Source organism: Sporosarcina sp. FSL K6-1540 (assembly GCF_038620285.1).
GTDB lineage: Bacteria > Bacillota > Bacilli > Bacillales_A > Planococcaceae > Sporosarcina > Sporosarcina psychrophila.
The window spans coordinates 4,346,272-4,358,019 of record NZ_CP152018.1; the positions used below are offsets into that span (position 1 = coordinate 4,346,272).

At 39.1% G+C, this 11,748-nt stretch carries 17 protein-coding genes; 7 read left to right on the forward strand and 10 right to left on the reverse strand.

What is annotated here, in order from left to right:
• Positions 1-12: 12 nt before the first annotated feature.
• On the forward strand, positions 13-468 hold the full coding sequence (locus tag MKY15_RS20880) for a hypothetical protein (RefSeq protein ID WP_342538501.1): 456 nt from the start codon (positions 13-15) through the stop codon (positions 466-468).
• Positions 458-871 (forward strand): hypothetical protein, encoded by a 414-nt coding sequence (locus MKY15_RS20885; protein WP_342538502.1) that lies wholly within the window; start codon positions 458-460, stop codon positions 869-871. Before MKY15_RS20880 ends, MKY15_RS20885 begins: the two co-directional genes overlap by 11 nt.
• Here MKY15_RS20885 and MKY15_RS20890 read toward each other — a convergent pair.
• On the reverse strand, positions 840-1,061 hold the full coding sequence (locus MKY15_RS20890; protein ID WP_342538504.1) for a hypothetical protein: 222 nt from the start codon (positions 1,059-1,061) through the stop codon (positions 840-842). The two genes, MKY15_RS20885 and MKY15_RS20890, sit on opposite strands and share 32 nt — an antisense overlap.
• 106 nt (positions 1,062-1,167) lie before the next feature.
• Between MKY15_RS20890 and MKY15_RS20895 the strand changes: the two genes are divergently transcribed.
• Positions 1,168-2,322 (forward strand): tyrosine-type recombinase/integrase, encoded by a 1,155-nt coding sequence (locus MKY15_RS20895; protein ID WP_342538505.1) that lies wholly within the window; start codon positions 1,168-1,170, stop codon positions 2,320-2,322.
• Between the two features lie 19 nt (positions 2,323-2,341).
• On the opposite strand, the gene MKY15_RS20900 is transcribed toward MKY15_RS20895, so the two are convergent.
• From MKY15_RS20900 to comGA, 3 genes are read right to left on the reverse strand one after another with little or no spacing between them, the layout of a single operon-like run.
• A complete protein-coding gene (locus MKY15_RS20900) occupies positions 2,342-2,479 on the reverse strand; it encodes a hypothetical protein (protein WP_342538506.1) in 138 nt (45 codons plus the stop codon).
• A gap of 13 nt (positions 2,480-2,492) precedes the next feature.
• A complete protein-coding gene (gene comGB, locus MKY15_RS20905; RefSeq protein ID WP_342538507.1) occupies positions 2,493-3,548 on the reverse strand; it encodes a competence type IV pilus assembly protein ComGB in 1,056 nt (351 codons plus the stop codon).
• On the reverse strand, positions 3,541-4,548 hold the full coding sequence (gene comGA / locus MKY15_RS20910; RefSeq protein ID WP_338656441.1) for a competence type IV pilus ATPase ComGA: 1,008 nt from the start codon (positions 4,546-4,548) through the stop codon (positions 3,541-3,543). Before comGA ends, comGB begins: the two co-directional genes overlap by 8 nt.
• Before the next feature lie 321 nt (positions 4,549-4,869).
• Here comGA and MKY15_RS20915 point away from each other — a divergent pair, with 321 nt between their 5' ends.
• Positions 4,870-5,112, forward strand: coding sequence for a DUF2626 domain-containing protein (locus MKY15_RS20915; RefSeq protein WP_067210178.1), 243 nt, complete (start codon positions 4,870-4,872; stop codon positions 5,110-5,112).
• A gap of 70 nt (positions 5,113-5,182) precedes the next feature.
• Here MKY15_RS20915 and MKY15_RS20920 read toward each other — a convergent pair whose 3' ends face one another.
• Entirely contained in the window at positions 5,183-5,821 is a 639-nt protein-coding gene (locus tag MKY15_RS20920; RefSeq protein ID WP_067210180.1) for an MBL fold metallo-hydrolase, read from the reverse strand.
• A 213-nt stretch (positions 5,822-6,034) separates the two neighbouring features.
• On the opposite strand from MKY15_RS20920, the gene MKY15_RS20925 reads away from it, so the two are divergent.
• Positions 6,035-6,211, forward strand: a complete 177-nt coding sequence (locus MKY15_RS20925) for a DUF2759 family protein (RefSeq protein WP_082786602.1) — start codon at positions 6,035-6,037, stop codon at positions 6,209-6,211.
• Positions 6,212-6,392: 181 nt separating this feature from the next.
• Here MKY15_RS20925 and MKY15_RS20930 read toward each other — a convergent pair whose 3' ends face one another.
• The 5 genes from MKY15_RS20930 to rpmG all read right to left on the reverse strand — a co-directional run bounded on the left by MKY15_RS20930 (position 6,393) and on the right by rpmG (position 10,723).
• Positions 6,393-7,490 (reverse strand): hypothetical protein, encoded by a 1,098-nt coding sequence (locus MKY15_RS20930; RefSeq protein WP_342538509.1) that lies wholly within the window; start codon positions 7,488-7,490, stop codon positions 6,393-6,395.
• 235 nt (positions 7,491-7,725) lie between these two features.
• Positions 7,726-9,624 carry an LTA synthase family protein gene (locus MKY15_RS20935; RefSeq protein WP_342538510.1) on the reverse strand — a complete coding sequence of 633 codons (1,899 nt, stop codon included), beginning with the start codon at positions 9,622-9,624 and terminating at the stop codon, positions 7,726-7,728.
• Positions 9,625-9,763: 139 nt separating this feature from the next.
• Positions 9,764-9,952: a YqgQ family protein gene (locus MKY15_RS20940; RefSeq protein WP_338656436.1), complete on the reverse strand. Its 189-nt coding sequence runs from the start codon at positions 9,950-9,952 to the stop codon at positions 9,764-9,766.
• Positions 9,949-10,512 (reverse strand): 5-formyltetrahydrofolate cyclo-ligase, encoded by a 564-nt coding sequence (locus MKY15_RS20945; protein ID WP_342538511.1) that lies wholly within the window; start codon positions 10,510-10,512, stop codon positions 9,949-9,951. Before MKY15_RS20945 ends, MKY15_RS20940 begins: the two co-directional genes overlap by 4 nt.
• Positions 10,513-10,573: 61 nt before the next feature.
• Entirely contained in the window at positions 10,574-10,723 is a 150-nt protein-coding gene (gene rpmG / locus MKY15_RS20950) for a 50S ribosomal protein L33 (RefSeq protein WP_067210194.1), read from the reverse strand.
• 170 nt (positions 10,724-10,893) lie between these two features.
• On the opposite strand from rpmG, the gene MKY15_RS20955 reads away from it, so the two are divergent.
• Positions 10,894-11,256 (forward strand): hypothetical protein, encoded by a 363-nt coding sequence (locus MKY15_RS20955; RefSeq protein WP_187045098.1) that lies wholly within the window; start codon positions 10,894-10,896, stop codon positions 11,254-11,256.
• Complete coding sequence (locus tag MKY15_RS20960; protein WP_342538512.1) at positions 11,253-11,744, forward strand: hypothetical protein; 492 nt, start codon at positions 11,253-11,255, stop codon at positions 11,742-11,744. The genes MKY15_RS20955 and MKY15_RS20960 overlap by 4 nt, the downstream gene beginning before the upstream one ends.
• Positions 11,745-11,748 lie beyond the last annotated feature (4 nt).

An 11,748-nucleotide genomic window follows, 5' to 3' on the forward strand; every position in this document is an offset into this window, starting at 1 on the left:
TTGGTGATAACGTTGGGTGATAATAACTTACCTGAGAAGTTAGGGTACGAGATATTCCCGTGGAAAGTAATGCTAGGGATATTCGGGGTTGTTAGTGGAGCAATCACAATTTATCTAGTATTACGATCATATAACGGTCTTAAATTAACGATATTAATATTGGGACTCGTAATTATTACCTTGATTGTTTATTTAACAATAATTTTTTCGCGTCTAAGAAAAGCGATAAACTTATATAATATACAATCCAAAAAATTGCACGAGGCAAACGACAATAGAAATACCTTAAAAAAAATGGTGGAAGAAAAAAATAATGAGATTGATGCTCACAGAAATGATTTAGCAACATTGAAAGCGCAGGGAGTACTGATGTTTAGCCTATTATATGCAAGTGAAAAACCGGAACAGAGTATTGTGAAGCAAGCACTAAGAATTGAATCCGATGGAGTGATTAAGAGTGAAAAATAATTATAAAATAATAAAAATAATTGATGAATACACCGTGATAATAAACGCAGGATTTAACCAAGGTATTGAAGTTGGCGACAAATTTCAAATACTTGATAAAAAAGGGAGCGAAGTTAAAGACCCCGACACAGATGAGGTTTTAGGCTACCTCGATTTAATTAAAGACACTGTAAACGCATCTGAAGTTCATGAGAAAATGTCTTTTTGCACTACTCCCTTTCAAGCTTCGATATACGCGTCTCTAACTGCTTCAATTAATGAAGCTTCTTTCGCTCCTAGACAAGCAAAGTTAAACATTGATTTGGAACAAGTTACAGGAGGTCTTAGAGAGTCTGACGAACCGATTCGAATAGGTGATTCTGTACGGTTAATTAAATCCTCCACAAAACAGACCAAAGAGTAAGTTTTTCGTTCTGCTGCTTCAGAATTTCATTTTTAATATTAGATAACTCGACAGTTTTAGTAGTTTCGAAAGCCTTCGCGTAGACAATTTCTTTGTCAGTCAACCCTAGTATTTCAATAGTTCTTTTTTCAGCTAATTCATTGTATACTTTTTCGTTGGTTTCGAAAAATTTAAGTGTTTTCTTATTCAATGAATTCACCCCTTTTACTTATAATATCAAATTACAAGAACGTATGCCCTACCTAGGGCTTTTCTTTTAATCAACAAAAGAACATACATTCGAGGAGGTAATAACCATGTATTGCAGAACATTAAAAAACGGTAAGTGGTCATGTACTACAGATGCTACGCCGGATCCGCTAACTGGACTACGCCGGCAAATAACACGTCGTGGAGATACAAAAAAGGAAGCCGTGCGCAGGGCGCAACTTGCGGCTGATGAATTATCAAAAGAGCGCCAAACGACGAAAAGAGTCGTGCAGGAAGTCTATGACGAGTGGCTGAATGTCTATAAAGAAACTGTTAAAGCATCGTCGGTGAAAACTAGAGTGGTAGCGATGAAACCATTTATCGACAAGCACGGGAAGCACCTCATCGGAAAACTGCAAATCAATGATATTCAAGCTTTTTTGATAGAAAGACGTGATACAGGCATATCAAAACATCACATTGCAGGAACTCGTACCGCTTTAAATTTGATGTTTGATTTTGCAAAAAGAAACGACTACATTGAGAAAAATATCGTCAAGGATACCGTAACGCCAAAAGCCACTAAAGAGTCGCAAAGCTTTTCGAAATCTAAAAAGAAGTATTTGGAAAAAGAAGAAATTCAAGAATTTCTTAAAGGTGTGAAATCATCCGGACGAAGAAACGCCTATTCAATCGCCCTCACAATGCTTTCTACGGGTTTGCGCATCGGCGAGGTGTTAGCACTCACTTGGGGAGACATCGACCTAAAAAAGCAGGTGCTGAAGGTCGACAAGACGTTGTTTGAGAAAGATGCTGATGAAGGTGGATTTGAATTTACTCCGCCGAAAACAGAGGACTCGGATAGACTTGTTTCTTTTAACGATGATCTGGCCGTTACGCTTAAGAAAATGAAGGCACAATACAATAAAGAGAAATTAATCGGGATAAGAGACGATAAATCACAATGGTGTGACTTAGTCTTTACAGGAATACGTACTCAACCCGTTCGTGCTTCCACAATTGGAGCTGTGTTTAATAAGAATTACAAAGCCTATGACGTTAAAGATGCACGTGGCACTCATATTTTGAGACACACTCACATCACGATGTTAGTCGAGGCTGAAGTTGATTTACCTGTTATTATGGAGAGAGTTGGTCACTCCGATATAAACATCACGTTAGAAATTTACGCGCACGTGACTAAAAAGATGCTGAAAAAAAGTGATGATAAAATTAATGAGTATTTCCGCCAATTTATCTAAAATGAAAATAAATGTGGTTTTAATGTGATTTTCCGTTTATCGCAACCGCCTTTGAACGCTTGAAAACACTGCGGTTGTACCCTTTCAGCTTTAATATGTTTGGAATGATCATCATTTCAATTAGCGTGAACGCTTTTTCATTATGAATAAATTTCATCAAATTCTCCCCCTCATAATTTATCCATCATTCCGTAAACCGGTAAAAGCAAAGCGAGATATGCTGCCAAAATACAGATTGCAATGATACTAAATAAAACTGGCTGAAGTAGCGCCAATGCCTTCGCTAGCTTCTCATCAATCGCTTCACTTAGATGTTCGCTGTAAATCTGAAGTTCTTTCGGTAGATAACCGCTGTCTTCACCATGCTTGGCGAATGCAGCCAGTTGGTCCATCAATCCTTCTGTCCTACTTATCGCGGTGTGGAGTGAATCTCCAAAAACTACCTGCTCTTTGACATTTTTCGTAATTTCACTTAACACTAGATCCAAATTTTGATCAATTAATACATCCAAAGCATTTTGCAAGGATAGGCCCGACTGAAGCAATCCCCCAATTTCACTAGAAAAGTCGCGAGTCTTTACTATCGAAAAGAATGTACTAGCGACAGGGATGGACATTAATACGCGAATTTTTGTTGCAGGCGCAAACTTTTTGTAGATAATGGTGCATAATACCGTTAGTAATGCAGAGACTAACACCATACTTATGATGAAATCGGGGATTCTCGTCACAAGCGAGGGTAATGACGAAACAAATCCATCCCCTTGACCTTTTCTAGATATCGCTAACGCTTCCATGTTAGGTAAAAAGTACCTTCGGAAGGCCATAAGCAATGCGGCAATCAGAATAAAAAGAACCACAGGATAAATAAGTAGATTTTTTAACTTCTTCCTTTTTTCTTCTGCTTTTCTCATACGAACAGCCATGCCCCTCAAAGCCTGCGCGACTCGCCCGTCCACTTCAGCAATCGCGATAGGAAGAAGCGTTCCGGATGAGAACCCAAAACTAGCAAGGATATGAGTGACACCGAACCCTTCCTTAAAATCTTTATTCATTGCTTCCAGCATAGGATTATAATCTTTCAAATGATGTGGTACTAACAAAGTAACTGCATCATGAAATGTGTATCCCTCAGTTAATAACACAGAAAGTCTTTCTAGAAATACCGGTCGATTTTGGAATTTTTCTTTTTTGTGAAATAACAATCGTTTTTTTGATTTATCCATCTTGCACCACACTTGGCCTGTTATATTTCTGAAAAAGCGACTCCACTTTATGTTCCTCAGGAACAATTACTCTTTCACCTTTCATGATGGTGTCCGTCATTCGATTAAGCGTGTCTCCTTGAATAATTTCAAATACCGCTCCCCTTTTTCCGGAAGCACTGCGAATGAGACGCTGCGCTGAAATACAGACAATGGTTTGTCTTAATTCTTCGGCAGAAATACCAAAATCTATCATCCTATAAAAACAGCCTGCTGGATCTTTAGAGTGCACGGATGTCAGTACTAAATGTCCAGTCAAGGCGGCTTGAATTGCAATTTTTGCCGTTTCACTATCACGTATTTCTCCAATCATGATGACATCCGGTGAATGACGTAATATCGCCTTTAGACCTGCCGAGTACGTCATACCGGACCGTTCGTTTACTTGAATTTGAAGCAGATGTGAATGATTATTTTCAACAGGATCTTCCAATGTGATTACATGCCGTTCTAGATGATTGACGCAATGAGCTGTTAAAGAGTATATAGTGGTCGTTTTTCCACATCCGGTCGGACCGGTCAGTATAATTAACCCTTGCGGCTCTGATACAGCCTGGCGTAATTTATCGGCCCACTCTTTTTCAATGCATAATTCATCGATTGAAACGATTTGGTCATGCCTTTGCAATCTTATAACAACACTTTCTTTCATTTGAATCGAAGGGATTGTTGAAACTCGGAAAGAATAATTCTCACCTCGTATCTGTTTATGAAAAGAACCACTTTGGGGTTTACGCTTATCGCTAATGTCGAGTGAGGATAGGAATTTGTAAAATGAAATCATGCGGCCCGCCAACTGTGGGGGAAGAATACCGGACCGGTTCAGCCTTGAATCTTTTTTGAATGACACATCATATCCTTCTTTCATAGGAACAAGGTGAATGTCAGTCGCTTCGTACTTAATCGCTTTCTCTAATAGTCGAAAACTTTTCTGTTCTACGACGTTATCATTCTTAATCATTGAACACCCCTCTTTCTTTTGGGTTGAGTGAAGTTCAATCCAACCCAGTCGGATAAATCGCAATTCATCCTTGGGCACAGTATACGACTTACAAATACGTATTGGAATACTTTCCCTCAAAGTCGAATTGTGTATCCCCAGAAAGAGGGCGATACTTGAAATTCGCGCCACTTTTCGACAGCAAATATCATTTTTCGTGACAATCACCCTTATACACGTGTTTGTCACAATGAAAGAACGATTGGAGTTTACATCTGCTGTCGTTATCCCTTATAATGAATGGGAGCTTATTGTAATGTTTTATTAAGGAGGGACGCACACATGGATAACATGTTCAAGTTGATGGGCTTCTGGACAGGCATATTCGCAGTTATGTTTTATATGGGAGACATGCTGCCAGCCGCACTTCTTTTTGTTGCGAACACTGGGTTCTTCCTGCTACTTGGATATTTGAACCTAACAGAGCGGATGTACATGTACTTATTTGGAGCATATCTGATGATATTTATGGTCGGATTCAGCTACTACACAACGTTTATACACGTACCAGGCGCTGGCCACTAAAAGAAAAGTACATACAAAAAAACAGCCTTTTTTTATTGGCTGTTTTTTTGTTTTTCTATACTTATATTGGTCAAAATCCATTCAAAAATGGATTCGAATCTTTTTCCTCTTCTGGAGTTGTAGACGGTCCATGACCTGGATAGATGATAAAATCATCATCTAGGGAAAGCAACTTATCATGGATAGATGTCAGCAAAACCCCTGTATTCCCCCCCGGTAGATCTGTCCTTCCGACTCCCTGCTGGAAAAGTGTATCGCCAACAACGGCAAAACGAGATGGTCCGAAGATATACGAAACACTCCCCGGAGAATGACCGGGCGTATGCCTCACTTCAAACTCGAACGGGCCCACAGTCATCATTCCCTCATCGCTGATAAGCTTATCGGCTTTTCTAATGCGGACGTCAGGTAATCCTTGATACTTGGCAGAACCGTTTAATCTCGGATCAGACAGCCAGTCTTGCTCCTCTTCATGGATATAGACCGGAATAGTATAACGGTCCCTTATGCTGTCAACCGCCCCAATATGATCAAAATGCGCATGTGTCAATAAAATCGCGACAGGAGTCAACTCTTTACTTTTCACTTTATTAATAATACGTCCACTTTCTTCACCTGGATCCATGATTAGACAATTCCCTGATTCGTCACTGATGATGTAACAGTTTGTCTGGATTGGTCCGAGCGGATATGTATTAACTTTCAACATGGTCGGCACCTCCTACAACTTATATTACGCAATGTGAAATACGATTTCAAACAATCGTCACTAATATCCCTCGACAAATTTGATTGCAAACAGTACAATAGAAGAGGAATAGCGCTAAATCGGACTTGCACAGTATGTGCTGACTTCTGTATTGCTCACAACAGATCGTGAGCGGTTTTAGCAGAAGTTCCTATTGAAAGGAGTGTCTTCCCTATGAACTTATTGATGATTATTTTTGGACTCATTGCAATTTTAGCGGTGGTCGGTACGGTCCAAGCATTCAAAGAACGCAACGTTTTAAGTATTCTGTTCAATCTTGGAGCTGCAGTCGTTTTTGGAGGCTTCACAATTGCTACACTTGTTTTCCAAGGATTCCCACCAACTCTATAATCGAGAAAGTGTAAGTCTAAATTTGGACAACCAAAAACACCCTTTGTGTATTTATACACAAAGGGTGTTTTTTTGTTTCCTTAAAGTTGATAAAGTCTTGAGCTGTGAGTAACAATTAGCAGATGATTTCACAGCTAGATCCAGCAGCTTGCTCCTTGCCTCATCTAAGCTTGTTTTATTTTTACTCAGGAAACGTTAACCACGTCGTCTGCGTTTTCTTTTTTATATCAATCAATTTTTCCGCGGAGTAACCAGTTAAACACTTTTGCCCCGACGGTGAACATCGAAGAACACCCGCCGTGATATCATCTGCTACAACGTCTTGACGTCCTTCTATAACGCGAATAAGTCGATATGGTGATAGGAGTTCATCGAGTTGCCCCCCCTCGTCAGGAGCGGGTATGAACACGGTTTCACTTGAACCCCATTCAACATCAGGTATTACCCACTCTGAATAATTACTAATGACGGGCATTGTCCATTCCGAGCTAATCATCCCATCCTGTCCCATGATGGTGTAGTGCGCATCCTTGTCTCCATTTATTCGCACAACGAGTAGCGTATCTTCATATGTATCAAAGTAAACAACACCGCTAATATCTAGCTGCCCCCACTTTTTAGTAAGTGGTTCATATGTATGTATCTCTCCACCATCAAGTACGTGGCCTTCGACATATCCTACAGCAATTTTATCCTCACCTAGCCATTTCGGGAATGGATCTTCAATCGCAAGCAGGTCCAAACTCTCTACTTTTCCGTTATAAATAAATAAATCAAAAGTCCAATCTTGATGAAAAGCCGTGAGAAGAATAAGTGAGGGGTCAGTATCGTTCCATTCAATCGCCAACTCTGTTGAAGCAACTATAACTTCATCTTGTACCGCACCATCCATAGTCACGATTTTAATTGTTGCAGATGCAGCATTATCACTAGTATGTAATAATAGATATTTTTTTGAAGGATGAATGAGGAGGTCGATGATTATAGATTCATCCTCATATAACGTGTCTGTCTGACCTGATTCAAAATCAAAACTATTCACTTGATAATGCCCATTTACCTTTTCGACGTAGATAACTTTTGACTCGGTTAACCAGTCTGCAACGAAATGGAACTTCGAAGGATCAGCAACTAACGTTTTAGTTACTTCCTCTTTAATCAGTTCGTTATTCCCTGGTTGTTCAACGGCAGTTGGTCCATCGATAATTTCATTCGTCTTCTTTGAACAGCCCATTAGTAACATGACTGTTACACAAAAGATGAATATTCTTTTTCTCACCGCGCCTCCCCCTTTCTGTATTTAAACTGAGTAAAGCGCAAGGTCCCGTTCCAGATACGACAGGCATAAGACAGACCGGCGATCTTTTGCCCGGGAAGGATGCACAGTTCAATCCTTCTTCCTAGCTGGCTTGACTTATAGCCAGAGCGTCTGGAGCTTGACATTGTCCCTGTTAAAAAACTTATACTTTATCTTAAAAAAAAAGGCTGCACGGAAAGTTCCGTGCAGAACCTTATCATTCTTTACTTTTACTGTTTAATTTCGGTGATTGTTCCTGTTCTGCCTTGAATCTAAGTAAATCTCCATTAATGATCATATCGGAATAATTTAGCTCAGTGGCAGCCCGTTCGATAAACGGCTCACATTCAGCCATATCAGTTTCTTCACCAGTTTTACTATCATAACAGACCTCTTGCGCGTAAACATTTTTATCAGTTACAAAACGGCCATCACGGAAAATAGAAAACGGTTCATGATCAGGCGAGAATATGTCTGAACCAAGGTACATATCGTCTTTTGTTTCAAGCCCCATTAAATGTAGGAGAGTAGGCTTCAAGTCGATTTGTCCCGATACTTCATCCATTGTCTTCCCTTTACCATAGCCAGGAATGTGAATGTACAATGGAACCCTCTGTAATTTCGCATTATCATAAGGGGTAATTTCCTTGTCTAAATACATGCCCATTGCCTTGTTATGATTCTCGGATATACCATAATGGTCTCCGTACATAACAATAATCGAGTTGTCATACAAACCGCTTGCTTTCAAGTCTTCGAAAAGAACTTTTATTGCCTCATCCATATAGCGTACCGTTTGGAAATATTTATTCAACGTATTTGAATTTGATGTATATTCAGGAATAAGCTTATCTTCTTCATCCAAGTCAAATGGATGATGGTTTGTCAATGTAATCAACCTTGAATAAAAAGGCTGCGGCATTTCTTTCATCAACTCTACCGATTGGTCAATGAACGGGATATCTTTCATGCCCCAGTTGACCGCTTCTCCTTCTCCGACTGTATAACTTTCAAGATCATAAAACTTATCGATACCGAGTGCACCGTACATGATATCGCGGTTCCAGAAACTTCGGTTATTTGCGTGCATTACATTCGTGAAGTAGCCATTTTCACCTAGCTGAGCCGCCATCGATTGGTAAGTGTTTCCACTATGCGTGAAAAATACAGCACTACCATTTCTCGGGTACAGTGAGTTTTCAATGATAAACTCTGAATCCGATGTCTTTCCTAGACCAGTATTGTGATAAAAATCAGAGAAATAGAATGTATCCGGGTCCTTCGTTAATTCATTCAAAAATGGCGTAATGACATGTCCATCCATTTCCTCATTAATGACAAACGACTGCAAGGATTCAAGCGAGATTGCAATAATATTACGACCTTTTGCAACTCCGTACATCTCAGGATCTGGAGCAGCGTAATTCGCATTAATATAGTTACCTACTTCTACTAGTTCACTGCCATCCGCAAGCGCACGTTGAGCATGAGATTTGGATTGAATGAACAAATCGTAAATATGGTAATTATATGTTCCGATATTTTTCACAAGAAGTTCTCTATCAAAACTGCGTGTTAATAGTTGTGGTCTTTCCATTTCGGCTAGACCAAGGTTTACCATAATAACTGCAGCAGTCATAACGAAGTAAAGTTTACGTCCAATTTTATTTGATTGTTCCACCCGATCAGTCTTAGGTATAAATTTGATTGCCAAAAAGATTATGAACACATCTGTGAAAAAGAATATGTCCGTGACCATTAGATTAGCAGTAACTGAAGATGAAAGATCTCCGAAGTTACTCGTTTGGAACAAGACTGGCAAGGTAATAAAATCATTGAAAAATCTATAGAAAACTGCATTACTAAACATAACAATTGAAGTCATCACACTTATTGTCAGTATATAAATGTTGCGTCTTTTCGTACTCTTGATGAATAGTGCAATACCATAAACAAATAAAAGGAAACTAAGAGGATTCAGAAAAAGAATGAATTCCTGCATTATATTATCGATTTTCATATTGAAGCTTGTAAGATAACCGAAATATGTTGTCAACCAAGTCGCCACTATTGCTACTACGAGTACGGAATGTTTTGACCATACTATTTTGTTCACTCCATCTCTTCCTTTCGAAAATAGATTCACATAAAAAACGTTCGAACTAAATCTTACTACATAATAGACGGGGTAGCTGAAGAAAAGTTTCACTAATTACCAAAACAAGTCCAAATGAACGATGATACTGGGTCTATCCTCATAGTTTTGCTATTTCACTACGCAAGATTAGCACCGCTTTCAAATAGTCTTCTTTCATTAGCAGTCCATTGTCATAAAGATCCTTCACTTCTGATTGCACCATATCGATGTCATCTTTTCGATTCCCCGTATAGACATAAATCCCGAAACGCTTCAGCAATTGGAGGACACCCAGATAGTCTTTCATATACAGACAATCTCTTTTTCATCTGTAACTATTTTGCTAACAGGAATATCGTGACTTTCAACAGGTATCCTATGACTCGTTTGAGCTACAAATGCTAACGACAATGTAGCACCATTGTAATCCGACATGTAGCGGTCATAATATCCTCCACCAAAACCAATCCTATATCCTTCGTCAGAAAAGACTAGCCCAGGTACAATTTGCAAATCAATCTCGTTTTTCTCAACCGACAGTGTTTCATCAGTTATCGGCTCAAAAAGGCCCATATAGACCGTTTCCAAACTTTCATATGATGTAATAAGACGAAAATCCATCTTCCGGGTTGCATGGATGCATTTAGGTACAGCAATTCGTTTACCAGCTGCCCAAGCCGCTTCGATAAGCGGGCGTGTGTCCACTTCGGGGTAACGAGAAATCGTTACCCCGATTGTATCCGCACTTCGAAATTCATCTGATGCAATTACCCTGTCTGTAATCTTCAAAGATTTTTTTAGATGTTCAGTTCGATTTATATTATTCAATGTAACTAACACTTGATTCCTAAAAATCTCTTTACTCATTTAGTATCCCCCCGTTCTGAAATGAAAAAACCAAAACCGGTGAAGGTTTTGGCCTGAGCGATTATTTCGTTTCACGGTGCAAAGTTTGTTTCTTTTCACGTGAGCAATATTTTTTCATTTCAATCCGTTCTGGATTGTTACGTTTGTTTTTCTTAGAAATATAGTTGCGTTCACCGCATTCTGTGCAAGCAAGTGTAACATTTACGCGCATTGTTGGTCCCTCCCACTCATCAAGAATGTAAAGTTTTATATGAGCATAACTTATACGACCTATCAAGTATACCACATCAACAGCAAATGTCCACTAAAAAAACCATAATTTCCACAACAGCTTTCTTATGATAAAATAGTAGCAAAATGATTCACCAGAGGAGTGGTAAAATGGACATCACGATAATACTGATTATTATTGGACTTATATGTATAATAACTTCATTTTTCCTCGGCAATTCTTCATCCAGCTACGCCGATGAATTGGAACAGGTTTCAATTAGTATTCATCAGGAAACGAATGGCTTAAAGAAAAGATTGAAGGCTGTTGAAGAAGAGTTAATGATTGGTGTTGGTCCGCTAACTACAGTCGGCAAAACGCAAACAACTGCAAAACCTGTTCACGTAATCATTGTCAATCAAATTCTATCATTGCATTCCCAAGGTTATTCTATCAGTGATATCGCTGTACGTTCCTCCTTATCAAACGACGATGTAATCGCAGTGTTACAATCGAAAGGCGTGATTACATGATCCGTGAAATTTTACGGGCAGTCGGGATTGGTTGTATTCTTGCCGCGGGAATCCTTTATTTCACCATTGATAGTATGGTTCCTTTAGACAATGACACGCAACAATTGCAGGCAAATGTTGAGAAACTCCAAAGTGAACTTGCTAAAACGAAAGAGCTATTAGCTACTGCACAGACTACATCTTCAGTTAAAGAAAATGTTCCAAAAACAGATGCAGAGAAAGCCGTTAGCAAGGAAGATGACGCAGCCAAAAGTAACCCCTCCTCCGATGCGATTGTTAAAACCATTTTAACAATTGAAAATGGTTCGAATTCGACAGTTGTCTCAGCAACCCTAGAGGAATTGGGTATTATCGAGAATGCAGCCATCTTCGAGTCATATCTTGAAGAATATAACTTAACAGGCAAAATACAGATTGGTGAACACCAAGTCGATTCTTCAATGAATTTCAAAACAATCGCCAAAGAAATTACGACAGTAAAAAAGTAGGAAA

Excerpts from the sequence above, each read along its gene's own strand:
- MKY15_RS20900 (WP_342538506.1), bottom strand. The coding sequence starts at position 2,479 with ATGAAATTTATTCATAATGAAAAAGCGTTCACGCTAATTGAAATGATG.
- rpmG (WP_067210194.1), bottom strand. The coding sequence starts at position 10,723 with ATGCGCGTAAATGTTACACTTGCTTGCACAGAATGCGGTGAACGCAAC.
- MKY15_RS20960 (WP_342538512.1), top strand. The coding sequence starts at position 11,253 with ATGATCCGTGAAATTTTACGGGCAGTCGGGATTGGTTGTATTCTTGCC.
- comGA (WP_338656441.1), bottom strand. The coding sequence starts at position 4,548 with ATGATTAAGAATGATAACGTCGTAGAACAGAAAAGTTTTCGACTATTA.
- MKY15_RS20945 (WP_342538511.1), bottom strand. The coding sequence starts at position 10,512 with ATGAGTAAAGAGATTTTTAGGAATCAAGTGTTAGTTACATTGAATAAT.
- comGB (WP_342538507.1), bottom strand. The coding sequence starts at position 3,548 with ATGGATAAATCAAAAAAACGATTGTTATTTCACAAAAAAGAAAAATTC.
- MKY15_RS20955 (WP_187045098.1), top strand. The coding sequence starts at position 10,894 with ATGGACATCACGATAATACTGATTATTATTGGACTTATATGTATAATA.
- MKY15_RS20925 (WP_082786602.1), top strand. The coding sequence starts at position 6,035 with ATGAACTTATTGATGATTATTTTTGGACTCATTGCAATTTTAGCGGTG.
- MKY15_RS20895 (WP_342538505.1), top strand. The coding sequence starts at position 1,168 with ATGTATTGCAGAACATTAAAAAACGGTAAGTGGTCATGTACTACAGAT.
- MKY15_RS20940 (WP_338656436.1), bottom strand. The coding sequence starts at position 9,952 with ATGAAAGACTATCTGGGTGTCCTCCAATTGCTGAAGCGTTTCGGGATT.
- MKY15_RS20920 (WP_067210180.1), bottom strand. The coding sequence starts at position 5,821 with ATGTTGAAAGTTAATACATATCCGCTCGGACCAATCCAGACAAACTGT.
- MKY15_RS20915 (WP_067210178.1), top strand. The coding sequence starts at position 4,870 with ATGGATAACATGTTCAAGTTGATGGGCTTCTGGACAGGCATATTCGCA.